This is a genomic window from Ruminococcus intestinalis, from assembly GCF_014288065.1.
Taxonomy (GTDB): Bacteria; Bacillota; Clostridia; order Oscillospirales; family Acutalibacteraceae; genus Ruminococcoides; species Ruminococcoides intestinale_A.
This window is the reverse complement of the sequence record NZ_JACOPS010000004.1, coordinates 315,342-338,469: the sequence shown is the minus strand read 5'-3', so window position 1 is coordinate 338,469 and position 23,128 is coordinate 315,342. Positions and strand designations below refer to the sequence as shown.

The 23,128-nt window shown below is 38.7% G+C and carries 21 protein-coding genes; 4 read left to right on the top strand and 17 right to left on the bottom strand.

Going from position 1 to position 23,128, the window contains the following annotated elements; translation table 11 throughout:
- Nucleotides 1–247: 247 nt before the first annotated feature.
- From H8R91_RS12510 to H8R91_RS09915, 3 genes are all read right to left on the bottom strand, one after another.
- The gene (locus tag H8R91_RS12510) at nucleotides 248–3,349 is read right to left on the bottom strand and encodes a hypothetical protein (RefSeq protein WP_243237817.1); all 3,102 of its coding nucleotides are present in this window, start codon (nucleotides 3,347–3,349) and stop codon (nucleotides 248–250) included.
- A 156-nt stretch (nucleotides 3,350–3,505) separates the two neighbouring features.
- Nucleotides 3,506–4,516, bottom strand: a complete 1,011-nt coding sequence (gene galE, locus H8R91_RS09920; RefSeq protein WP_186935913.1) for a UDP-glucose 4-epimerase GalE — start codon at nucleotides 4,514–4,516, stop codon at nucleotides 3,506–3,508.
- A 33-nt stretch (nucleotides 4,517–4,549) separates the two neighbouring features.
- Nucleotides 4,550–5,071 carry a peptidylprolyl isomerase gene (locus H8R91_RS09915; RefSeq protein ID WP_022234130.1) on the bottom strand — a complete coding sequence of 174 codons (522 nt, stop codon included), beginning with the start codon at nucleotides 5,069–5,071 and terminating at the stop codon, nucleotides 4,550–4,552.
- A 258-nt stretch (nucleotides 5,072–5,329) separates the two neighbouring features.
- Between H8R91_RS09915 and H8R91_RS09910 the strand changes: the two genes are divergently transcribed.
- Nucleotides 5,330–5,719: a metal-dependent transcriptional regulator gene (locus H8R91_RS09910; RefSeq protein WP_022234129.1), complete on the top strand. Its 390-nt coding sequence runs from the start codon at nucleotides 5,330–5,332 to the stop codon at nucleotides 5,717–5,719.
- A 179-nt stretch (nucleotides 5,720–5,898) separates the two neighbouring features.
- Here the strand turns inward: H8R91_RS09910 and rbr are convergent, their stop codons facing one another.
- The 10 genes from rbr to alr form a co-directional block, all read right to left on the bottom strand.
- On the bottom strand, nucleotides 5,899–6,438 hold the full coding sequence (gene rbr / locus H8R91_RS09905) for a rubrerythrin (RefSeq protein ID WP_022234411.1): 540 nt from the start codon (nucleotides 6,436–6,438) through the stop codon (nucleotides 5,899–5,901).
- Nucleotides 6,439–6,615: 177 nt separating this feature from the next.
- Nucleotides 6,616–6,960, bottom strand: coding sequence for a DUF2752 domain-containing protein (locus tag H8R91_RS09900; protein ID WP_186935911.1), 345 nt, complete (start codon nucleotides 6,958–6,960; stop codon nucleotides 6,616–6,618).
- Between the two features lie 100 nt (nucleotides 6,961–7,060).
- Nucleotides 7,061–7,552 carry a hypothetical protein gene (locus tag H8R91_RS09895; RefSeq protein ID WP_186935909.1) on the bottom strand — a complete coding sequence of 164 codons (492 nt, stop codon included), beginning with the start codon at nucleotides 7,550–7,552 and terminating at the stop codon, nucleotides 7,061–7,063.
- Between the two features lie 124 nt (nucleotides 7,553–7,676).
- Nucleotides 7,677–8,000, bottom strand: a complete 324-nt coding sequence (locus H8R91_RS09890; protein WP_186935907.1) for a DUF2752 domain-containing protein — start codon at nucleotides 7,998–8,000, stop codon at nucleotides 7,677–7,679.
- A gap of 165 nt (nucleotides 8,001–8,165) precedes the next feature.
- Nucleotides 8,166–8,702 carry a DUF4190 domain-containing protein gene (locus H8R91_RS09885; protein ID WP_186935905.1) on the bottom strand — a complete coding sequence of 179 codons (537 nt, stop codon included), beginning with the start codon at nucleotides 8,700–8,702 and terminating at the stop codon, nucleotides 8,166–8,168.
- 141 nt (nucleotides 8,703–8,843) lie between these two features.
- Nucleotides 8,844–9,851, bottom strand: coding sequence for a tRNA (adenosine(37)-N6)-threonylcarbamoyltransferase complex transferase subunit TsaD (tsaD, locus tag H8R91_RS09880; protein WP_186935903.1), 1,008 nt, complete (start codon nucleotides 9,849–9,851; stop codon nucleotides 8,844–8,846).
- 21 nt (nucleotides 9,852–9,872) lie between these two features.
- Nucleotides 9,873–10,307: a ribosomal protein S18-alanine N-acetyltransferase gene (gene rimI / locus H8R91_RS09875; RefSeq protein WP_186935901.1), complete on the bottom strand. Its 435-nt coding sequence runs from the start codon at nucleotides 10,305–10,307 to the stop codon at nucleotides 9,873–9,875.
- Nucleotides 10,297–10,728: an arsenate reductase/protein-tyrosine-phosphatase family protein gene (locus H8R91_RS09870; RefSeq protein WP_022234416.1), complete on the bottom strand. Its 432-nt coding sequence runs from the start codon at nucleotides 10,726–10,728 to the stop codon at nucleotides 10,297–10,299. The genes rimI and H8R91_RS09870 overlap by 11 nt, the downstream gene beginning before the upstream one ends.
- Nucleotides 10,712–13,270 carry a DNA polymerase I gene (polA, locus tag H8R91_RS09865; RefSeq protein ID WP_186935899.1) on the bottom strand — a complete coding sequence of 853 codons (2,559 nt, stop codon included), beginning with the start codon at nucleotides 13,268–13,270 and terminating at the stop codon, nucleotides 10,712–10,714. Before polA ends, H8R91_RS09870 begins: the two co-directional genes overlap by 17 nt.
- The gene (gene alr / locus H8R91_RS09860; protein WP_186935897.1) at nucleotides 13,267–14,445 is read right to left on the bottom strand and encodes an alanine racemase; all 1,179 of its coding nucleotides are present in this window, start codon (nucleotides 14,443–14,445) and stop codon (nucleotides 13,267–13,269) included. The genes polA and alr overlap by 4 nt, the downstream gene beginning before the upstream one ends.
- 185 nt (nucleotides 14,446–14,630) lie before the next feature.
- Here alr and H8R91_RS09855 point away from each other — a divergent pair, with 185 nt between their 5' ends.
- Complete coding sequence (locus H8R91_RS09855) at nucleotides 14,631–15,122, top strand: GNAT family N-acetyltransferase (protein WP_186935895.1); 492 nt, start codon at nucleotides 14,631–14,633, stop codon at nucleotides 15,120–15,122.
- A 43-nt stretch (nucleotides 15,123–15,165) separates the two neighbouring features.
- Here the strand turns inward: H8R91_RS09855 and H8R91_RS09850 are convergent, their stop codons facing one another.
- Nucleotides 15,166–15,606, bottom strand: a complete 441-nt coding sequence (locus tag H8R91_RS09850) for a GNAT family N-acetyltransferase (protein WP_186935893.1) — start codon at nucleotides 15,604–15,606, stop codon at nucleotides 15,166–15,168.
- 52 nt (nucleotides 15,607–15,658) lie between these two features.
- On the bottom strand, nucleotides 15,659–18,280 hold the full coding sequence (locus tag H8R91_RS09845) for a valine--tRNA ligase (protein ID WP_186935891.1): 2,622 nt from the start codon (nucleotides 18,278–18,280) through the stop codon (nucleotides 15,659–15,661).
- Between the two features lie 215 nt (nucleotides 18,281–18,495).
- Between H8R91_RS09845 and H8R91_RS09840 the strand changes: the two genes are divergently transcribed.
- Nucleotides 18,496–18,945: a MerR family transcriptional regulator gene (locus H8R91_RS09840; protein WP_022234425.1), complete on the top strand. Its 450-nt coding sequence runs from the start codon at nucleotides 18,496–18,498 to the stop codon at nucleotides 18,943–18,945.
- A 132-nt stretch (nucleotides 18,946–19,077) separates the two neighbouring features.
- Nucleotides 19,078–19,467 (top strand): hypothetical protein, encoded by a 390-nt coding sequence (locus H8R91_RS09835; RefSeq protein WP_186935889.1) that lies wholly within the window; start codon nucleotides 19,078–19,080, stop codon nucleotides 19,465–19,467.
- A 39-nt stretch (nucleotides 19,468–19,506) separates the two neighbouring features.
- Here the strand turns inward: H8R91_RS09835 and H8R91_RS09830 are convergent, their stop codons facing one another.
- Both H8R91_RS09830 and H8R91_RS09825 read right to left on the bottom strand, forming a co-directional pair.
- On the bottom strand, nucleotides 19,507–20,895 hold the full coding sequence (locus H8R91_RS09830; RefSeq protein WP_207722758.1) for an MATE family efflux transporter: 1,389 nt from the start codon (nucleotides 20,893–20,895) through the stop codon (nucleotides 19,507–19,509).
- Nucleotides 20,896–21,021: 126 nt separating this feature from the next.
- Nucleotides 21,022–23,121, bottom strand: coding sequence for a SpaA isopeptide-forming pilin-related protein (locus tag H8R91_RS09825; protein WP_186935887.1), 2,100 nt, complete (start codon nucleotides 23,119–23,121; stop codon nucleotides 21,022–21,024).
- Nucleotides 23,122–23,128 lie beyond the last annotated feature (7 nt).

Below are 23,128 nucleotides of genomic sequence, written 5' to 3'. Positions count from 1 at the left end.
GGCTTTCGCCTGTTTGTTCAAGCCGCCAAACAGCAAGCTGTTTGGCTATCGTTAAATTGCATAAACGGAAAGTATTTGTGGGCTTTACCCACACCCACGACCTTTGAAAAGGTCGACCAAACTTTTATAATTAATTGGCAAATCAATTTGCTAAACCATAATTTAGACTTCTGAATTATAAACAAAAAACACCCTCTGATTTCTCAGAGGGTGAAAAAAACTATGTTTTATTAATGCTTATAAAAGATTATTTAACCTTCTTGCGGGTAAAGTAAACTACACCGGTAGCTGATAAAAGTACAAGGAGGATAACTGCTGCCATAGAAGCATTACCTGTCTTAACTGTACCATTGTTGTTATTGGCTGTACTGTTGCCATTGTTACCGTTGTTAGCTGTATCGGCTGTACCCGGCTTAACTGTTGCGCCTGTTGAAGATGTTGCATCTTCTGTTGCAGGAGCAAGAGTTGTATTAGGTGTTGTTGTATTCTGTGCAATTGTTGTTGCCGGAACTGTTGTTGTCGGAACTGTTGTTGCCGGATCTGTTGTTGTCGGAACTGTTGATGTCGGAACTGTTGATGGTACTTGAGAAGCATCTGTTACAGTTACTGTAGCAACTGCGCCGAGCTTTGTAGCATAGTTGAAGTTTGAAAGGTCAATTCTGAGTGTTACATCAGCAAGCTCATATGGTACATTTACAGTGAGGTTCTCACCATTGTATACAGCGTCAAATGCAACGCCGGATTCAGGTGTGAATTTCTCTTCTGCACCGCCCCAGCTGTCAGCCCATTTGCCGTTAGCTGCGAACTTAACCTGGTAGTTGTCAAACGCAGTTACATTGTGATATGTAATCTCATAAACCTTATCTGCAACCTGCTCCATCTCATTAGCTGTTGGATCCCAAGCTACGCCGTTTAACCATGATTCATCATCAGGGTCACCGTTACCAACAGCATGCATGCTTTTGATTTCAATATCAGAAACGATCTGAACACCGTCACCTGAAACAGTAATTTTGCGTGTATTGCTGTCATATGTAACTGTTACATCACAAGCGGCAACAACATTAAAGGTTATATTGTTGTCTCCGCCGTTATCACCGATCCAATTCTGACCGCCATCAGCTGTATTTTCTACAACCTTAATCTGAAGTGAATCAGCAATCTGAACATCGGTAAATACCTTAGTGTATGTACCGTCGCCGTTATCTGTCATAACATTTTCAGGAGCTTCTTCCGGGCTACCCTTCCATAAAACACCGCAAAGTTCTTCTGAACCTGCTACAACATATGTTGAACCTGCAGGAGCAGGAGCTGTTGTTGGTTCAGCTGTTGTTGGAACAACAGGTGTAACTTTACCTGCCTGAATTTCAGTTTCAACTGAATATTTTGTTGATGTTTCAGCAAGAACGCCATCTCTTACAAGACCCTCTTCCTGAGCCTCGTCTGTTACGCCCTCAGCGTTTGCAAGTGAGAGTGTAAGGTTATCAACTGTGAGGTTTACATCTGTTTCGCCAAGACCAAGTTTCTTGAATACAACTGAAACAAATGGTGTCTTCTGGTTGAAATTGTAAAGCTCAAGGCTTGACATATTACCATAAACCTTGCCTGCTGTTGCAGAGTTTACTACTACACCGTTTGTGTAAGGAGTCATAACACTGTCAAGAGCGAGCATTGTTGGGTCATAAGTAAGGTTGAAGTCTGCGTTAAGAACATTCTTCTCTGACTCAAAGTAATAAGTTACTGTTACATACTCTTCGTCACCTGCAACAACATTAGATGATGCAGGGAATAAGTTAGAAGTAGCATTTACAGTAAGAGCACCAGCAGGAACTTCTTCTGTAGTTTCAGGAACTGTTGTTTCCGGAACTGTAGTTTCAGGAACTGTTGTTTCTGGAACTGTTGTTTCAGGAACTGTTGTTTCAGGAGCTTCTGTTGACTCTGTCGATGGAACAAATGTTGACTCTGTGAGTTTTGTTTCAGCAGAAACAATATATGAAGGATCTACTATTTTATACTCCAGTACGAATGATACCATTGTATCAGGATCAACTCTCATTGTATTAAAGTCCATTTCGCCCTTTGTAAGAACTCTTACATTAAGGTTTACATTTGTTTCAACATTTTCAGGATTACCCTTTACATCTAAAACAATCTTAATAAACGGAACCTTTGCATCAATTGTGTAAAGGCCAAGGTCAGAAGAGTTGGCGTTTACCTTGCCGGGGATACTTGTGTTGATTACAGAACTGCTTGTAATCTGTGGCATAATACCAAGTTTCTTACCTGTTGAATCAAGGTTGTTCTTGTTGTTTACCTCAAATATGTTACTGTCATATGTGAAGTACCATTCGAGGTTTACAAGGTCACAATTTGTACCAAGATAGTAGCATACTGTTACCTGCTTTGTTTCGCTGTTGTATTCTGCTTTTGCTGTTGAGAATACATTAGATGTTGCATTTACTGTAAGAGGTGCTTTCTCCGGAGCAGCTGTTGCCTGTGTAGCAGGAGCAGTTGTTGCTTCTGTTGTAGCAATTTCTGTTGTTTCAGCAGGAGTTGACACTTCAGTTACTGTAACGGTTGCCTTAGCACCGGCCTTTGTAGCATAGTCGAAGTTTGTAAGGTCGAGCTTGAGTGTTACATCAGCAAATTCATAAGGAACATTAACGGTAAGGTTCTCTCCGTTATATGCTGCGTCAAACTCTACGCCTGATTCAGGTGTGAAGTTTTCCGCTGCACTGCCCCAACTGTCAGTCCATCCGCCGTTAGCGGCAAACTTAACCTGATAGTTGTCGAACTTAGATACATTCTTGAATGTAATCTCATAAACTTTTTCTGAAACTTCTGTCATAGGGTTAGCTGCAGGATCCCAAGCTACACCGTTTAACCAAGCTGCATCTTCAGGATCGCCGTTACCAACAGCATTGATGCTCTTGATATCGAGATTTGTTACAAACTGAACGCCGTCGCCTGTAACAGTGATTTCTTTAGTAGAAGAATCAAATTTTACTGTTACATCACTTGCAACAGTTACATTAAATGTAATGTTATTGCCTGTTGCGTCGCCAATCCAGTTCTGTGAACCGTCAGCACCATTTTCTACAACCTTAAGTGTAAGACCTGATGCCGGCTGAACATTGGTAAATACTTTTGTGTAAGTACCGTCGCCATTGTCTGTCATAACATTTGCAGGAGCTTCTTCTGGGCTGCCCTTCCATAAAACGCCGCAAAGTTCTTCTGCGCCGGCAACTACATATGTTGTATCTGCAGCAGAAACTGAAATTGCTGCAAATGACAATGAAGTTACCATAAGCATCAGAGAGACAACAAGGCTTAATGCTTTTTTGAACATTTTCTTTTTCCTCCTTTAATAATAATGCTTCTATAAGCTATACTATTATATAATATAAACTCCCCAAAAGTCAAATGATTTTGACACTTTGGAGAGTTATTTTTATAAATTTGTGTTATTTTGGTTAATTGCACAAAAACAAGATTGTTTTTTCGGTCATTCGTAACCATTAATATTATGAAATTGCCAGTTCCAAGAGTCACGGCACATATCTTCAAGATTTTTTTCGGCTTTCCAACCGAGAATTTCATATGCTTTTGTCGGATCGGCGTAACATTCTGCTATATCGCCCGCTCTTCTCGGCTTTATATCATAAGGAATTTCAATATTATTAACCTTGCTGAATGCCTTAACAATATCAAGCACGCTGTAGCCTGTACCTGTGCCAAGGTTAAATATCTCTGTGCCCTTGTGCTGTTCGGCATAATCAATAGCTTTTACATGACCTTTTGCAAGATCCACAACATGGATATAATCTCTTACACCTGTGCCGTCATGTGTAGGATAGTCATTACCAAACACACCGAGTCTTTTAAGTCTGCCTGCAGCAACCTGTGTAATATAAGGCATAAGGTTGTTTGGAATACCGTTAGGATTTTCGCCGATTCTACCGCTTTCGTGAGCACCGATCGGATTGAAATATCTTAAAAGAACTACGGAAAGGTTGCTGTCAGCCTTTGCTGCGTCTGTAAGAATCTGCTCATTCATAAGCTTTGTCCAACCGTAAGGGTTTGTACAGCCTGTAGGCATTGTTTCAACAAGCGGAACACTCTTTGGAATACCATATACAGTAGCGGATGAGCTGAATACAAAGTTTGCTACTGAATATTTCTTCATAACCTCAAGCAAAGCAAGCGTTGAATCAAGATTGTTTCTGTAGTAAGCTACAGGAATTTCGCAGCTCTCGCCTACTGCCTTAAGACCTGCAAAGTGAATTACTGCATCAATTTTATTTTCGGCAAAAAGTTTGTCCAAAGCCTCAACATCGCAAACATCAATGTTGTAAAGCGGAATTTTTTTGCCTGTAATCTCCTCTACCCTCTCAATAGCTTTTGGAGAACTGTTTGAAAAATTATCCGCAACTACTACAGTATGGCCTGCATTTATAAGTTCAATACAAGTATGTGTACCAATGTAGCCTGCGCCACCGGTCAGCAAAACATTCATAGTGATTTCCTTTCTATGTATAATGTATATTCGTCAGCACTTTTCAGGTTCAGGATACTCAACACCGAATGTTTCGGCTGTCACCTTTTTCATAACCTGTGCGTCAAGAGGTTTATCTGCAAAGTCAGTATCGCACTCGGCAATCCGGTTTACAACATCCATACCCTCAATTACTTTACCGAATGCTGCATACTGTCCGTCAAGATGAGGAGCATTTTTATGCATAATAAAGAACTGTGAACCTGCAGAGTCAGGCATCATTGAACGAGCCATAGAAAGTACGCCCTCTGTGTGCTTGAGGTTATTTTCAAAGCCGTTAACAGCAAATTCGCCTTTAATTGAGTAACCGGGGCCACCCATACCTGTTCCATCAGGACAACCGCCCTGAATCATAAAACCGTAAATAACTCTGTGAAAAGTAAGTCCGTCATAATAGCCATTATTTACAAGGCTAAGAAAATTATTAACTGTATTTGGCGCAATTTCGGGATAAAGCTCGGCTTTAATAACAGAGCCGTTCTCCATCTCAATAGTAACTACAGGATTTTGTGACATAAAAATCGTCCTTTCATTTTATATTACAAATAAATTTATATACTGGCCTTTGCCTTACATTTTACGCTAAATCACCAAAAATATCAAGTGAATTTTTATACTTAAAAATATTTAATAATAAAATTTAATAACTTTACTTTTTAATAAAAATATGATACAATAAATAAAATAGTTATATAATCTTTTTGTAATATTTTATTAATTTTATGTATTAAGGGATTGAACATTAATATTATCATTGTTCAAGGAGTGTTTTTATTGTCATTATCAGTCCACAAGTCAGCCGAAGATTACCTCGAGGCTATACTTTTAATTAAACAAAAAAGAGGATGCGTTCGTTCTATCGACATAGTAAATCTTCTCGGTTTTTCAAAGCCAAGCGTAAGCGTTGCCATGAAAAAGCTAAGAGAAAACGATTACATTCTTATGGACAGCGAGGGTTATATCACCCTTACCGAAAGCGGAATGAATATTGCGCAGAAAATTCTTGAAAAGCATAATTATATAGCCGAACTTTTAATTTCTCTCGGTGTAAGCGAAGAAACAGCTTATGAAGATTCATGTAAAATCGAGCACGATATAAGCGAAGAGAGTTTTATGGCATTAAAAAAGCTATCGGGAATTTTAGCCGATAAAACAAATAACTGATAAAATAAACAGCAGTCATTATTACTTTACGATATAGACTGCTGTTTTTATATTGTTCTATTTTCTTTATTAATTACGGTTTAACAAAATACTTTTATAGTTACTTGGCAAAACAGTTTGCTAAACTATATTTAAAATCTTTTGAATTTAAATTATTATACAGTAAACTCTGTCAATAATCAATAATTTTCTTCGTGAATTTCAAAGTATGACTGTGGGTGAGCGCACACAGGGCAAACCTGCGGAGCTTTCTCTCCTACTACAATATGACCGCAGTTACGACATTCCCATACCTTAACTTCACTCTTTGCAAACACTTCCTGCATTTCAACATTATGGAGTAATGCACGGTAACGCTCTTCGTGTGCTTTTTCAATAGCACCGACCATACGGAATTTCTTTGCGAGTTCAGGAAATCCCTCTTCCTCCGCTGTCTTTGCAAAACCTTCGTACATATCAGTCCACTCGTAATTTTCGCCCTCTGCAGCTGCGGCAAGATTTTCTGCTGTACTGCCAATACCGTTCAATTCTTTAAACCACATCTTTGCATGTTCTTTTTCATTATCTGCTGTTTTCAGAAATAATGAAGCTATCTGCTCAAATCCGTCTTTCTTAGCCTTTGACGCAAAGTAAGTATATTTATTTCTTGCCTGTGATTCACCTGAAAAAGCCTCAAGTAAATTTTTCTCTGTCTGTGTACCGGCATATTTATTTGCCATAAAGTTCAACCCTTTCTAATTCATATTTTCTATAATTATCATATAAATCAGTAATGATTACTGTATTTATATGATATACTATTGTCGAGTATTTGTCAACACTTTTCCGAAAAATTTTTCAAAAAATAAAAAGGCAACTTTTACATTGCCTTTCTACCGAATTATAAAGTTTTAATTTTACACAAGCTCTATCGGAGCAAGCTGCGGAAAGATATTTCTCAATACCGTATATATCATTATCGCTATAAACGCACCCCATAAAAAGTATTTGCTGTGTACAAATGTGCGCAGTTTTTTTCCGAAAGCTCTGAAAACGAGTTCAATATAAAGTACAAATAATGCAGCAAGAGAAACTATAACCAACGGATTTTGCTTTAATGACAATATAACATCTCCGTGAATTAGCGCATAAACCGCTCTTGTACAGCCGCATCCGGGACAGTAAATTCCTGTAAGCTCGTATAAATAACAAGACGGTAATGTTATGTATCTGAAAACATACAACGAAAACAAATACGCCATACCAACAGATGCAAACGGTAATATAAATACCAATATTTTTTGATATGTTTTATATGGAGTAATTATTTATACCACCTCGTATATAAACTTGCTGTAAAAATTAATAATAATTATAGCTGCTTGAACCGCTGAATACAGCAGCACCTGTTGCTACTGAAATAATAATCATAATAATCATAATACCTAATGCAATCGCAGACAAGATAAGCTGTGCTCTTGCAAAATTCTTAAGTGACTTTTTAGGTGTGCTGCCAAAAGCCCAAACAAACATCATAATCAGATAAACAATAGGGCCTACGCACGGAATGATATTAAGGCAGAAAATTCCAATCCAGTGAAGAACAGAAACATGCTCTTCGTCATTGCTCATATTGTTATAGTTAGGCTGCTGATAAGACGGAGTCTGATTGTAACCTGTGCCGTAAGAATTCTGATAATTTTGATTGTTGTCAGTCCCATATGGTCGCTGGTAATCCTGTGCGGAATAGTTTTGCGAACCGTATGGCTGCTGATAGTCCTGTGCAGAATATGTATTCTGATTTTGCTGTGGATTTTGGTTATTGTTCCAAGAATCGTTGTTGTAATTGTCCATAGTTTTCCTCCAAATTTTAATAAGCCACAAAAGCAAATTAATATAACCTACTCAATATAATTATAAAATACAGTTATTTTAATGTCAATAATTTATTGAAAATATTATAATTTTACAAACCTGCTTAATATGTAATCTCCACAGGAGCAAGTGCGGGAAAAATATTTCTTAAAATTGTATAAACAATCAATAAAGCAAACATTATCCATATAAAACCTTGCATATTAATAAATGTATTGATTTTTTTACCAAAAGCACGGAGTACGAACTGAATATACAGAATAAGCACAATAACTATTCCAACCGCTAAAAAAGCATTTTGCCTTAGCGAAAGCAGAATATCTCCGTGAACAAGCGCATATACCGCTCTTGTCGTTCCACAGCCGGGGCAATACAAACCTGTAAACTGATGTATATAACACGGTGGCAATGAAATGTACTTAAACACAAAAGCACAAATCAGATAACACAAAAAAAGTGAGGCAAACGGTAAAATTAAAACCAAAATTTTTTGATATGTATTGTACGGCTTAATAATAAAAATCACCTCAAAGCAAAACAAGCAGACATATAGTCCGCTTGTTGCTTGCTATGTAATAAAATTAATAGTAAATTAGGAAATTGAACTGATAAATGTGCCTGAAACAATTTGAGTAATAAGAAGTATTGCCCATATTACTAAAGCAATAATAGAAAGAATGATACCTGCAGTTGCAAGTCCGTTATTTTCAGGATTTGCCTTTTTAGAATTAATACCAAGAATAAGACCAACTATACCGCAAGGAGCACAACAGCAAAGGCCTATAATACCGAGTACAAGTGATGCAGTAGCATTATTCTTTGCGCTTTTATCCTCTACAGGATACTGATTGTAGTTAGGATACTGCTGCTGATAGTTATTCTGATTGTAGTTACTGTAATCAGGCTGTGAACCGTATGGCTGCTGATAATCATTTGCACCATATGACTGCTGCTGATAACCCTGATTATTGTCTGTACCGTAAGGCTGCTGGTAACCCTGATTATTGTCTGTACCGTAAGGCTGCTGGTAACCCTGATTTGAGTAGTTATTCTGCTGTGGATCCGGGCCGTTGCCCTGTGGGTTATTCCAAGAATCGTTGTTGTAGCCGTTATTGTTGTAATTGTCCATCTTTTTCCTCCATAAATTTGTAAGCATAAAATCAGCAAACCACTGTAAATATACATAATTTGCCTTAATGTTTATTATAAAGTACAAGTCAACAAATGTCAACAATTAATTAACAAATGCCACAAATTAATACATATTTATTTACAGTTCAATACTCATAGTGGCAAAAGCATTAAGGTCTGTGCTTGCAATATTTCCGCTTAAAAATTCATAATATCCCTGCGAGCCAACCATTGCCGCATTGTCACCGCAAAGAGATTTTTCGGGCATATAAAAAGCAAGTCCGTGCTTATCACATTCTTCCTGTAAAGAAGAACGCAAAAGTCGGTTTGCAGACACACCACCCGCAATAACCAGCTTGTCAACCTTTAAATCTTCTGCTGCTTTCAAAAAATTGGTTTTTAAACAGTCAACAACCGCATATCTGAAAGATGCGCAAACATCTGCCTTGTTAAGTTCTATACCCTTTTGCGCAGAATTATGAATTAGATTTATTACAGCTGTTTTAAGTCCCGAAAAGCTGAAATCATACTGTGAACCGCTTACGGTAGGTCTTGGCAACTTAAATGCAAAAGGATCGCCGTCCTCTGCTACCTTATCAAGTGCAATTCCGCCCGGATACGGCATACCCATAGTTCTTGCCGCTTTATCAAATGCCTCGCCTGCCGCATCATCTCTTGTTTTGCCGATAATGCGCATTTTTGTGTAATCCTCAACCATTACAATATGACTGTGACCGCCCGAAACAACAAGGCAAAGAAACGGCGGTTTTAAATTGGGATTAGAAATATAATTAGAGGCAATGTGCGATCTTAAATGATGGGTCGGAACAAGCGGAAGTCCTGTTGAAAGAGAAAGTCCCTTTGCAAAATTAACTCCTACAAGCAAAGCCCCTATAAGACCAGGTGCGTATGTAACCGCAATTGCATCTATTTCTTTTAAAGTAAGTTCTGCCTGCTCAAGCGAGTTTTTTACAACAGGCACTATTGCCTCGGCGTGTCTGCGGGATGCAATTTCGGGAACAACACCGCCATACAGTTTATGCTCCTCAACCTGAGAGGCAACAACAGAGGATATAACTTTTCTTCCGTCCTCAACAACCGCTGCTGCGGTTTCGTCACAAGAGGACTCTATTGCAAGTATCTTCATAAAAATAATCCTTTCGTTTTATCAAAAATACTTTGTCATCAGTATTGCGTTTTCGGCAGGTTCAGAATAATAATTCTTTCTCTCCCCCACCTTAACAAAGCCTGCGTTTGAATACAGTCTTATTGCATTTTCATTGTATTGTCTTACCTCAAGAGTCAAAAAAGCCAGGCTGTTTTTCTTGGCAAAGGTAACAAGAGTATTTATCAAAGCCGTACCTATGCCCTTTTTTCGTGCGTTTTCATCAACCGCCACATTAAAAATATATCCTTCGTCAACAACAACATTCATTCCTATGTAGCCGAGAACCTTATCGTCCTCAACACTTACATAAAAATGCGAGCCGTTGTTTTTTAGTTCAGACTCAAGACTTTTTAATGACCACGGATGAGAAAAGCATTTATTTTCAATCTCTGCCACCTGTAAAAGGTGGCTTTCTTTCATTTCTTCAATTCTCATATTGTTTTAAAATTTCCTTAACGGCACTGCAAATTTCATCTCGGCACTGTCTGTAAACCTCAACACCGCACATATACGGGTCGGCAACATTAATAACCTCGATTTTATCGGCAGGGACAGCGCACTGCGTCATAAGAAAAAACTTGTGGCTTGTCGACATACAATAAAATTTATCGTATTCGTCAAGTTTTTTATCGGAATAAGCCGTAGAATGCATATCCGAAATATCAATACCGATTTCTTTGCAGACTTCAACCGAATTTTCAGAAACAGGCATACCAGTAACAGTTGTTGTACCCATACTCTCTGCCCTTACGGCAAGTCCTTTTTCCTCTGCAAAACGGTTAAAAACAGCCTCTGCCATAGGGCTGCGGCAAGTATTGCCTGTGCATACAAACATAATTTTATTTTTTGGCATCATACCAAGTCCTTCCGACAGCAGCGTCGGCGGTAAGAGGAACAGAAAGTTTTACGGCGTTTTCCATTTCCTCCTGCAACAGCTTTGCCACTGTTTCCTTTTCATTTTCGGGAGCCTCGACAATCAACTCATCGTGCACCTGCAAAATAAGTCTTGCCTGCAAGCCCTCTTTTTTCATTCTTTCGTCAACTTTAATCATTGCGATTTTGATAATATCTGCGGCAGTGCCCTGAATCGGCATATTTCTTGCCACACGCTCACCGAAAGCTCTCATCATATGTTTGCCCGAGCTAAGTTCAGGCAAATATCTTCTTCTGCCGAACATTGTTTCAACATAACCGTCACGCTTTGCTTTTTCAACGACATTTTTCATATATTCGTCAACACCGCTGTAATGAGCGAGGTAGTCTTTAATATATTTAGATGCCTCTTTATTGGTTACTTTAATATCCTTAGCAAGTGAGTAAGCACCGATTCCGTAAACTATACCGAAGTTTACCGCCTTGGCACGGCTGCGCATTGTGGAATTAACCATTTCAACAGGCATATTAAACACCTGTGACGCTGTAATAGTGTGAATATCGGCATTCGTATTAAATGCCTCTATCATATTCTTGTCGCCCGAAATATGAGCAAGCACTCTTAATTCAATTTGAGAATAGTCGGCATCAACAAGCACCCAACCCTCTCTTGCGGCAAAAAACCTTCTCAATTCTCTGCCGATTTCTGTACGGACAGGGATATTTTGCAAATTAGGCTCTGTTGAGCTGATTCTTCCCGTTCTGGTTTCGGTTTGATTAAAACTTGAGTGTATTCTGCCGTCCTCGGCAATAACCTTTAACAACCCCTCGCAATAGGTTGAATAAAGTTTTGCAAGCGTACGGTACGAAAGCACCATTTCAACCGCAGGATGTTCGTAGCGCAGACTTTCAAGCACCTCTGCGTTTGTACTGTAGCCGCTTTTTGTTTTCTTCTTACACGGAAGTCCTAAATCTTCAAAAAGCGCCTTGCCAAGCTGTTTCGGAGAATTTATGTTAAATTCATAACCGATGCTTGTGTATATCTCATTTTCAAGATTTTTTATCTGTTCGTGCAATATCTTGCCGTAGTCCTCTATACCCTGCCTGTCAACGGCAAATCCGATGTTCTCCATTTTAGCAAGCACCTTTGCAAGAGGAATTTCAATATCTGTCAACAGCTTTTCCTGTTCGTTTGTATCTATATCTTTCTTAAGTTTTTCGCAAAGCACATCATATACGGCAAGAGCAGAAAGTTCCGAAAACTTCTCGTTTTTCGGAAGCGTTATTCCGTAACCGCCGCATAAATTTTCGTCACTGTAATCTTTTGATGACGGCTCAATAAGATATGCCGCAAGTTCAATATCAAACGCAAGCGATTTTACTTCAATATTCTTCTTATCGGCATAAGCAAAAACTGTCTTGCTGCCGTGAGTAAATTTCAAAATTTCTTCATTTTCAAGAAGTTTGTCGAAAAATTCGTTATCCTTAACAATATAAACTTTACCGTCAAAAAGAATATTGCAAACAGGATTTTCCATATCAGAAAAATCAGTTTTAAAATATACCTTACCCTGTTTTTTAATATTCTCATACAGAACATTAGCATCTGCATTTTCTACAACTTCAAAGTTCTGCACAGCTGCAGGCTTTTCCTCCGCTGTCGGCATTTCTTTTAATCCGAGTTTGTCGATAAGCGAGAATAGCTCAAGTTTTGCCATAAACCTCGCACATTCTTCGGGGTCTTTTAATTCTACTTTGTAATCCTCAACATTTGTATTGATAGGGACTTCGCAGAAAATCTCACCGAGCATACGGCTTAACTTCGCATTTTCCTCGGAATTTTTAAGTTTATTTCTGATGCCGTCCTTAACATCTATCTCGTCAATATGGCTGTAAATGTAATCAATACTGCCAAAGCGTGAAATCAAATCGCCTGCACCCTTAGGGCCGATTCCCGCAACACCGGGAATATTATCGGACGAATCGCCTTGAATAGCCTTAATTTCTATAAGCTGTTTTGGTGTAACGCCGTAATCCTCAAGAATTTTTGCAGGTGTATAACTGATGTCTTGCTTGTTTGTGCAGAGATGCACTGTTGTTGTATCGGAAACAAGCTGTAAGCTGTCACGGTCACCTGTCGCAATCACACATTCGTTGCCGTTTTTCTCGCAAGCCTTTGCAAATGTTCCCAAAATATCGTCGGCCTCATATCCCTCGCAGGTCACAAGAGTATAACCCAAAAGCCGTAAAAGCTCTTTTAGCGGTTTAATCTGTGAGGCAAGCTCTTCCGGCATACCTTTTCTTGTTGCCTTGTAGCCTGCATATGCCTTGTGGCGGAATGTAGGAGCTTTAAGGTCAAAAGCAATAGCTACCGCATCGGGATTTTCTTCATTCTTTATTTTTGTGAGCATTGTAAGAAATCCGTAAATCGCATTTGTAAACTGACCGTCTCTTGTAGTAAGCGGTCTTATACCGTAAAAAGCACGGTTTACTATACTGTTTCCGTCAATAACAAGCATTCTCATAGCTTATACATCACATCCATTACTTTTCCGTTTTTAATATAAATTCTCGGTACACGCTTGCCTACAAGGCAAACTACTTCATAGTTAATAGTATCAGTATTTTTTGCAAGGTCATCGGCTGTCATTTCGCCGTTTTCGCCTGTTCCGAAAATCACTACCTCGTCACCGATTTTTACATCTTCAATATCGGTAACATCAATCATAGTCTGGTCCATACATATTCTGCCCACAATTTTTGCTTTTTTACCGTTGACAAGCATATATCCGTCCTTTGCGTTCTGACGAATAAAACCGTCGGCATATCCAATCGGAACAGTTGCAATCTTCATATCTTTAGGAGCGGTAAATGTTCTTCCGTATGAAATATCAGCACCCTTTTTAAGATTTTTTACATATGCAACCGTTGATTTTAAAGTCATTGCGGGAATAAGATTTAAATTATTCTGAATTTTATACGACGGAGCAAGTCCGTAAAGTATAATACCCGCTCTTACCATATCGCAATATGTATGCTCGTAATCTTCAATAGCACCGCTGTTTGAGCAGTGGCAAATCTTAATGTTAATTCCCGATTCTTTAAGTTTATCTCTTACATAAGTAAAGCAACTGTACTGCTTTTCTGTAAAGTCTTTGCCATCATCGGCTTCATCCGATACACAGAAATGAGTAAACATACCCTCAAGCTCAAGATTTTTTAGAGTGCAGGCTGTTCTAATTTCTTCGACAGAATAATCATCTCTCGGAAATTCCTGACACATAAAACCTATTCTGCTCATACCGGTATCAACTTTGATGTGAATTTTACAAACCACATTCTGCTCACAGCAAGCCTTAGAAAGCATTTTTGCGTATTCAAGGCTGTAGACCGCTTGAGAAATGTTATATTCCGAAAGTCGTTTAGCCTCATTTGCAGGAGTAAATCCTAAAATTACGATAGGAAGTGTTGCGCCTGCCTCACGGATTTCAATACCCTCGTCAATATTTGAAACGGCAAAAAAGTCAGCGCCGAGCTGCTCATAGAGTTTAGACAGTTCAACGGCGCCGTGACCGTAACCGTCTGCTTTTATAACGCAGCAAATCTTTGCTCTGCCGCCGACTTTGTTTTTTATTTCATTAAAATTATGCTTAATTGCATCAAGCGATACCTCTGCCCAGGTTCTCTTTAAGTAATCCATCAAACTACCTCTTTTATTTTTATTCGCATCTAATTTAATACCGTAAACATCTGTATTTTTTACAAATCAAATTGTACTGTCTTAAATATTTATTATAATACTTTTACACCGATAAATCAATCCATATTGACAAAGAAAAACTAAGTGCTAAAATATTAGTAGATTACGCACAAAAGGTTGATTTTATGGAAATAAATATTCGCAAAGCAGTCAAAAGTGATTACCCTGCCATGGTTGAAATCTGGAACGAAGTTGTAGAGGACGGAATAGCTTTTCCGCAGCTTGATTTACTTGACGAAAACAGCGGTGCGGAATTTTTCGGTTCACAAACATATTGTGCGGTTGCGGAAAATACCGAAAGTCACGAAATTTTAGGCTTATACATTCTTCATCCCAACAATGTAGGCAGATGCGGTCACATTTGCAACGCAAGCTATGCCGTAAAAAGCAGTGCAAGAAATTTACATATCGGTGAAAAGCTTGTTTCGGACTGCCTTGTTCAAGGCAAGGAAAAAGGATTTAAAATTTTACAATTCAACGCAGTTGTAAAGTCAAATCTTTCTGCCCGACATCTCTACAAAAAACTCGGTTTTGTAGAGCTTGGTACAATTCCAAACGGATTTTTGCTCCAAAGCGGAGATTACGAAGACATAGTAATTTACTATCACACACTTTAATTTACACATAAATTATGCCCCTGTCGCAAGACAAGGGCATTTTTCAGCTTAAAAGCATTTGATAATGCGGTATTTTATCCTCAAGATATGGGCCTTCGGTAACAACAAATCCAAAGCTTTTATAAAAATCAAGCAAATACGCCTGACCTGAAATCCTGATTTTTTGTATCTTCATAATATTGTGAATAAAGTCAATGCACTTTTGCACAATCTCTCTGCCAAGTCCTTTTCCTCTGTATGTCTTATCAAGCACAATTCTGCCTATAGACGGCTCATCGTATGAAAGATTAGGAGGTAAAATTCTCGCATAGCCAATAATTTTACCGTCATCTTCAAGTATTAAATGCATACATTTTTGGTCTTTATCATCGGGGTCTGTTTCAAGGCAATTCTGCTCGATTACAAAGACTTCAAATCTCAATTTCAAAACAGCATATAATTCTTCATTTGTAAGTTCGTCAAAACTTTTAAATATCCATTCCATACAAAAACTCACCTTAAACAAAGGGCAGTCACAAAGACTGCCCTGTAATTTTTTATTTTAAAGCGTCAATGGCAGCGGTAATGAGTGCAATCTGCTCTCTTTCCTTTGCAGCCTGTCCCTTTACCTTTTCAATAACGGCTTCAGGTGCTTTTGCAACAAAGCCTGCATTATTGAGCTTTCCCTCGCTCTGTGCAAGTCTTTTCTTAACCTGCTCAAGCTCTTTGTTAAGTCTTGCAAGTTCTGCGTCTTTGTCAACAAGCTCACTAAGCGGAATATAAATCTTTGCGTCAGCTGTAACAACCGTTACTGCGCCCTCAATGTCAAAACTCTCCGCAACCTCTACCTCATTTGCAGATGCAAGTTTCTGAATGAAAGGTGTGCCGTTGGTAAATGTATCAGCAAACTTAGTTGCAACATAAACCTTAGCCTTTCTTGACGGCGGAACATTCATCTCACTGCGGCGGTTACGGATAGCACGGATAGCGTCCATAACTCTTTCCATTTCGGCAACATCCTTCGGGAAGTCAAGTTCTGCCTTGAACTCCGGATACTTAGCAAGCATAACGGTTTCACCCTCGTGAGGAATAGTCTGCCAAATTTCTTCTGTTACATACGGCATAAACGGATGGAGAAGTCTTAAAATCTGATCAAGTACATAAAGAAGTACCTGTCTTGCATTTTGAGCGTCCTCGCCGTCACCCGAAAGTCTTGTCTTAGCAAGTTCAATATACCAGTCGCAGTAACAATCCCAAATGAACTCGTAAACTTTCTGAACAGCAATACCAAGCTCAAATTTCTCAAGGTTTTCGTTTACTTCCTTAGCCACTGTATTGAATTTAGAAACAATCCACTTATCCTCTGTTGTAAGAGTATCGGGGAGCTTGTTTTCTACATTGTAATCGTCGATATTCATATGAACATAACGGGCAGCATTCCAAAGCTTATTGGCAAAGTTTGCACAAGCCTCGATACGCTTTTCCGAATATCTGATGTCATTTCCCGGTGAGTTACCCGTTACAAGCAAGAATCTGAGCGCATCGGCACCGTATCTGTTGATAACATCAATCGGGTCAGGACCGTTACCGAGTGACTTAGACATCTTTCTGCCAAGCTCATCTCTTACAATACCGTGCATAAATACGGTCTTGAACGGTGCTTCACCTGTCTGCTCAATAGCAGAGAATATCATTCTTGCAACCCAGAAGAAAATAATATCATAACCGGTTACAAGTGTATTTGTAGGATAGAAATACTCAAGCTCAGGTGTCTTGTCAGGCCAGCCGAGTGTTGAGAACGGCCATAAAGCCGAACTGAACCATGTATCAAGAGTATCTTCGTCCTGATGCAAATGGTTTTTACCGCACTTAGGGCAAGCTACGGGAGTTTCCTTTGCTACGATAACCTCACCGCAATCGTCACAATACCAAGCAGGAATTCTGTGTCCCCACCAAAGCTGACGGGAAATACACCAATCCTTGATGTTCTCCATCCAGTGATAATATACTTTTTCAAATCTTTCCGGAATAATCTGTGTCTGCTTTTCCTTAACACACTTGATTGCAGGCTTTGCAAGAGGTTCCATTTTTACGAACCACTGCTTTGACACTCTTGGCTCAACAGTTGTCTTACAACGGTAGCAAGTACCTACATTGTGAGTGTGAGGTTCAATCTTAACGAGGAAACCGCCCTCTTCAAGGTCTTTAACGATTGCTTCACGGCACTCGTATCTGTCCATACCCTGATATTTACCGGCATTTTCGTTCATATGGGCTGTATCGTCCATAACATTGATTACCTCAAGGTTATGCCTTAAGCCGACTTCAAAGTCGTTAGGGTCGTGTGCAGGAGTAATTTTAACTACACCTGTACCAAAATCTTTTTCAACATATGCATCGGCAACAACAGGAATTTCTCTGCCTACAAGCGGAAGAATAAGTGTTTTGCCTACAATGTCTTTATATCTTTCATCATCGGGATTTACCGCAACCGCAGTATCGCCCAAAAGTGTTTCAGGTCTTGTTGTAGCAAGCTCAACATAACCGCTGCCGTCCTTTAACGGATAGCGGAGATGCCAGAAAAAGCCCTCCTGCTCTGCAAAATCAACCTCTGCGTCTGAAATTGATGTGCAGCAATGCGGGCACCAGTTGATAATACGCTCACCACGGTAGATAAGTCCTTTATTGTAAAGCTTTACGAAAACTTCCTTAACCGCCTTAGAACAACCCTCGTCCATTGTAAAGCGCTCACGCTGCCAGTCACAGCTTGAACCGAGTTTACGGAACTGACGGGTAATTCTTCCGCCGTACTCTTCTTTCCACTCCCAGGCACGCTTGAGGAAACCCTCTCTGCCTAAATCATCTTTGGTAACGCCCTCTTTGCGCATAGCCTCAACGATTTTAGCCTCTGTCGCAATAGACGCATGGTCTGTACCCGGAAGCCAAAGTGCAGCATAGCCCTGCATTCTTCTCCAACGAATGAGAGTATCCTGAAGTGTAAGGTCAAGTGCGTGACCGATATGCAGCTGACCTGTAATGTTTGGCGGCGGCATAACGATTGTGTATGGTTTTTTATCTTTGTCAACTTCTGCATGGAAGTAGTTGCCCTTCATCCAGAAATCATAAATTCTGTCCTCAAACTCAGACGGTTTGTAGGATTTAGCAAGCTCCTTTGCCATAATCATATCTCCTTACAATTTATTCGGGCAGATTACCCGACAAATATACCTTTATATTATCGCATTTTGCTTGCAATTTGTCAATTATGCAGAGATAAAAAATCATATTATTTGCAGCAAATTACCAAATGGTATACGGTTATGATTTTATTGACATCATAATTTCAAGGTGATAAAATACTTATAGCTTACTTTAACTTTAGCGAGGTGTTCTTATGCAATATACTATAGGTGAAATTTCAAAAAGACTTGATATGCAGCCGTCAACCCTAAGATATTACGATAAAGAGGGTTTAATGCCTAATGTAAAGCGTACAAACGGCGGTATCCGAATTTTTGACGATTCCGATTACGAGTTATTAACTCTCATTGAATGTCTTAAAAGAACAGGTATGTCGCTTAAAGACATCAAAGTTTTTATAGACTGGACTCTCGAGGGGGATTCTTCAATTGACAAGCGACTTGAGCTTATCAGAAAGCAAAGAGATGCCGTACTTGCTCAAATGGAAAAACTGAATGAAACTCTCGGAATTTTAGATTACAAATGCTGGTATTACGAAACTGCGCAAAAAGCCGGCACTTGCAAAATTCACGATACACTAAGTGCCGACGATATACCGCAGGAACTGAAAAAAGCGGTGTCAAAACTTAAAGGTCACCAGTAATTCATATAAATTCTTACAATTTGCACATTCATATCATTAATATGTTAGAAATACTTTACATTCCGCAAATTGACTAAAAACGCAAAAAATGATAAAATAATATATATTATATCAATATTGGGATGTGTCACAATGAAATTTATTATAAAGCGCACCTTACCTGTTTTCTTATCACTTTTTGCTGTAATTTTTCTTTTCAGCGGCTGCGGTGATAAAAGCGAAAATGAGGTGTTAAAGGGAAAATGGGTCCCTGTATCTGCCGTTATCGACGGAGAAACCGTACAATACAGCGAGCTTGAGCTTAAGGACGGATATTTTGAATTTAATTTTAAAGGAAACGGCAGTTGTACCGCAACGCTTGCTGGTATTGAATATAAAGGCAGTTATGTTTTCAGCGGCACAAGCGTTGACGCTACACTAAACGGCAACAGCGAAAAGCTGAGTTATGAAGCGACAAGGCAAACTCTCACCTATTCGTACGATAACACAACATCATTTACATTTATAAAAGACCAGAATTAAAACTTTCCCCTGCATATTTTTGAGTATGCAGGGGAATTTTTATGCTTCTGTTTTATTGTTAATCTGTTTTTTGTACAACTTTTTCATTAATACAACCGAAATAACGGCAGACAAAATCTCTGCAACAGGTACGGAAAGCCAAATTATCCATTCGCCGCAAATTGATTTATTGACAAGCACAGTAAATATCCACGCAAGAGGCAATACAAACACAAGTTGTCTGCAAACTGAAACTATCAGCGACTGCATTCCGCCGTTAATTGCCTGAAACATTCCCTGAAAAGCTATGTTAATGCCGGCAAATATAAAACTTGCCGATACTATTCTCATTGCGCCTATACAAAGCGACTGAGTTTCTCCCGACAGTCCGAATCCGCTCGAAAGCGGATTTGCTATGATTTCTATTGCAATCAATCCGACAAACATTATTACTGTTGTGTAAATTGAGCCGAATTTTATACTGTCGTCAATTCTCTTTTTGCTTTGCATACCGAATGCGTAAGACATAATAGGCGTAATCGCATCTCTTAGTCCAAAGGCTGCAAAAAGTATGAATTGCTGTATTTTATAGTACAATCCGTAAGCTGTTACCATCGCCTCACTGACCGTACCCAAAATAAGATTAAAGCCGTAAGTCATAACCGACATAAGTGCCTGTGCAATTATTGCAGGCAAACCGATTTTATAAATATTCAATATTGTATTTGCTGACGGCTTAATGTTTTTAACATTATTGGTTATATCTTTGTTAAACTTTATATGAAAAATAAAAGCAACCGCAAGTGAAATAATTTGACCGATAACCGTAGCGTATGCAGCACCCTTTACACCGAATTTCGGACAGCCTAACAAACCGTAAATCATAATAGGGTCAAGAATAATATTTGCAACTGCGCCGCAGATCTGTGCAATTGTCGAAAATACCGATTTGCCTGTTGCTTGTAAAAGTTTTTCATAAAGAGAGAAAAATACAAGTCCAAAAGAATATACGCAGCATATTCTTAAATAATCACACGCCATTTCCAAAACAATTCCGTTTGCAGTCTGCGTGCCGATATATAATTTAACACCGAACAATCCGAATATTAAAAACACTGCGTAAATAACAACAGCAAGAAATACACCGTTACCCGCAGCCTTATCGGCATAGTTTCTGTTACCCTCTCCAAGGCTTTTTGCTACAAGAACATTAACACCCACACCTGTACCTATGCCGATTGCAACTATTAACATTTGCAAAGGGAAGGCAAGCGTAAGCGCATTAAGCGCAAGTTCACCGTTATCTTCCATATTAGATACAAAAGCACTGTCAACAATATTATAAACTGCCTGCAGTACCATAGAAAGTATCATAGGAACCCCCATTCTAAGCATAAGGCTTTTAACAGGCAAAATTTCCATTTTGTCTTTTTCTTTTATTTTTTTCATAAAAACACCTCTTAAAACAAAAAAGTGCTGCACTACTGATTGGAATTACGCAGTAGTGCAACACATCTTTATATATTATACTATTTTAGTTTTGCAGATGTCAAAGGAAGTTTTCACTAAATAATATCAGTTATTCTTTGAAATTATTATCTGAAGATTAGTAATATCGTTGATATCTATTATTCCGTTGCCGTCAATATTGGCATTATCAAAGCTGACGGTATCATTTATATCAACAAAATCCGAACCGTCCTCTGCTTTTTCGCCTGCAACAAACAGCTGAATTACCGTGCTGTCTGTAATATCAATATTACCGTCATTATTCACATCGCCCTTGCTTTTTGCAAATAACGATATGTCAGTATTACTGCCGATATTTTCTTCTTTAACAACAACTTCCGTTACCGTCGAATCGTAAAAATAACCGACAGCGGATTTTTTCTGCTTAATATAATAAGTGCCAACCTGTAACGGCTTATCAAATTCGGCTATACCGTTATTGTCCGTTATTGCCGTATCAATAAGATTTTGACATTCCTCATCTGAAAACAAATCAAACTCCGCACAGTTTATCGGGGTTTTAAACTCATTTGTAAGATTTACTCTTACTGTCGAAGTATCCAACTTTATTGGTGTATTTTCAGCTTGAGCATAATAAACCGTAAGACCGCTCCATGTATATTGATAAACATTATCAAGAATTATTCTGTCAGAGAATAATTCAAAGCCTTTCGGAGCAACAACCTGCTTTGCGTAATAATTACCGTACGGCATATAAAGAGCTGAATCGAACGCACTTTCATTCCATTTAATATTATTTACATCGTCGGTTTTTTCTTTTGAGGTTGCGCATACCCAGCCGTCTTCGCCTGTTTTCATATAACCGCAAAAAGTGTTATCGGAATTATAAACTTCATAAACCGCACCGCTAAGTGAATAATTTTCATTATTATCGGTCAATTTGGAATAAGATGACACATTCTGAATACGGAGTGCTATTTTAGGCGTCTTGTTTATTTTGCTTAATTTATGGTTATTTTCATTTACAGCTACACCTGCATAGTATCTTTCCGTACCGCCCCATGTCAATGTAGACTTTTCAAATTTATATACCGTGTTGTCTGCAACATACCCGTTCGGTGTTTTTGTTTCTTTGCACCAATAAGAAGTATTTGCAACAGGCACACCTCTCGCAACCGCACTTGATGAAGAATACTGTTGACTGCTTGTCAGACCAAATGCACCGAATCCGTCAGACTGCGGTACAATTTTTCCGACAGGCTTTCTACAAGCCGAGTCAGCATAAACCGTGTATTCAAACTGTGAATAATCGTATGAAGTACCCCTTAATCCGCTTTGTGTGCTGTTAAGCTGAATATTAAGATCAATACCGTTTGAACAACCTGTTTTATATACATACAATCCGTAGCAAGTACCCCTCGGTTCAATATTTGTGATTGTATTTACATTTTTATATTGAGAATGCCAGAACTTGTTATTTTTTGAATTATTGCCGTAAAAAATACCGACATGAGCGTCAGCCGTACCGAGCATAAAAATAATATCGCCTTTTTCAAGCACTCCGCTGTTCAATGCATTATTAATGGCACTTGTACCGTCAAAATAATATGTCTTGATATTGTTATTGCCCGCCCAATTAATCCATGTATCCTGACCCGTATCATAAGCCGCATACGAATAACTCGGAATATGAGTGTTTGCGTATGAATAGCTTACTGACTGACCCTTTTGTGCCTTGGTATTTGCAAGCGACTTGTAAAGTATATGCCATACAAATCCTGTGCAGTTCATCTGCGGCTTGTACGATGAACCGTTAAGCTCGTCTTGTCTGCCGTAACCTACACAGTAATATCCGCTGTTTGGTGAATATAAATCTGTATTAAAGTACCCTTTGGTATCTCCTTTTGGTGTACGATGGTCGCCCGATGTATATTTTGTACCGAGATAATAATCAGTACCTACAGATGAATCATAATTTTTAGAAACAGTGTAAGTCTGATAATCATTGCTTGAATCATTATCGTGATTTACAATCCATTTGTAGTATTCGGCAGTATCTATTCCCAATGCTTCGCATACGGTTTTACTGCCCCATTTGCTGTAAGAAACCGATTCTGTTACTTCTGCGCCAAATGCAGTAACTGTAGAAGAAAATGCAAGCACGGCAGTCAGTGTAATTACAGATAATTTTTTTATTCCTCTCATTTTCATT

What these genes read in the sequence shown, in the direction of transcription:
- tsaD (WP_186935903.1), bottom strand. Translation starts at nt 9,851, where the DNA reads ATGAAGATACTTGCAATAGAGTCCTCTTGTGACGAAACCGCAGCAGCG.
- H8R91_RS09835 (WP_186935889.1), top strand. Translation starts at nt 19,078, where the DNA reads ATGAAATTTATTATAAAGCGCACCTTACCTGTTTTCTTATCACTTTTT.
- H8R91_RS09915 (WP_022234130.1), bottom strand. Translation starts at nt 5,071, where the DNA reads ATGTCACAAAATCCTGTAGTTACTATTGAGATGGAGAACGGCTCTGTT.
- H8R91_RS09850 (WP_186935893.1), bottom strand. Translation starts at nt 15,606, where the DNA reads ATGGAATGGATATTTAAAAGTTTTGACGAACTTACAAATGAAGAATTA.
- H8R91_RS09885 (WP_186935905.1), bottom strand. Translation starts at nt 8,702, where the DNA reads ATGGACAATTACAACAATAACGGCTACAACAACGATTCTTGGAATAAC.
- H8R91_RS09895 (WP_186935909.1), bottom strand. Translation starts at nt 7,552, where the DNA reads ATGGACAATTACAACAACGATTCTTGGAACAATAACCAAAATCCACAG.
- H8R91_RS09830 (WP_207722758.1), bottom strand. Translation starts at nt 20,895, where the DNA reads ATGAAAAAAATAAAAGAAAAAGACAAAATGGAAATTTTGCCTGTTAAA.
- H8R91_RS09900 (WP_186935911.1), bottom strand. Translation starts at nt 6,960, where the DNA reads ATGGCGTATTTGTTTTCGTTGTATGTTTTCAGATACATAACATTACCG.
- H8R91_RS09870 (WP_022234416.1), bottom strand. Translation starts at nt 10,728, where the DNA reads ATGATGCCAAAAAATAAAATTATGTTTGTATGCACAGGCAATACTTGC.
- polA (WP_186935899.1), bottom strand. Translation starts at nt 13,270, where the DNA reads ATGAGAATGCTTGTTATTGACGGAAACAGTATAGTAAACCGTGCTTTT.
- H8R91_RS09825 (WP_186935887.1), bottom strand. Translation starts at nt 23,121, where the DNA reads ATGAGAGGAATAAAAAAATTATCTGTAATTACACTGACTGCCGTGCTT.
- H8R91_RS09840 (WP_022234425.1), top strand. Translation starts at nt 18,496, where the DNA reads ATGCAATATACTATAGGTGAAATTTCAAAAAGACTTGATATGCAGCCG.
- galE (WP_186935913.1), bottom strand. Translation starts at nt 4,516, where the DNA reads ATGAATGTTTTGCTGACCGGTGGCGCAGGCTACATTGGTACACATACT.
- H8R91_RS12510 (WP_243237817.1), bottom strand. Translation starts at nt 3,349, where the DNA reads ATGTTCAAAAAAGCATTAAGCCTTGTTGTCTCTCTGATGCTTATGGTA.
- H8R91_RS09855 (WP_186935895.1), top strand. Translation starts at nt 14,631, where the DNA reads ATGGAAATAAATATTCGCAAAGCAGTCAAAAGTGATTACCCTGCCATG.
- rbr (WP_022234411.1), bottom strand. Translation starts at nt 6,438, where the DNA reads ATGGCAAATAAATATGCCGGTACACAGACAGAGAAAAATTTACTTGAG.
- alr (WP_186935897.1), bottom strand. Translation starts at nt 14,445, where the DNA reads ATGGATTACTTAAAGAGAACCTGGGCAGAGGTATCGCTTGATGCAATT.
- rimI (WP_186935901.1), bottom strand. Translation starts at nt 10,307, where the DNA reads ATGAGAATTGAAGAAATGAAAGAAAGCCACCTTTTACAGGTGGCAGAG.
- H8R91_RS09845 (WP_186935891.1), bottom strand. Translation starts at nt 18,280, where the DNA reads ATGGCAAAGGAGCTTGCTAAATCCTACAAACCGTCTGAGTTTGAGGAC.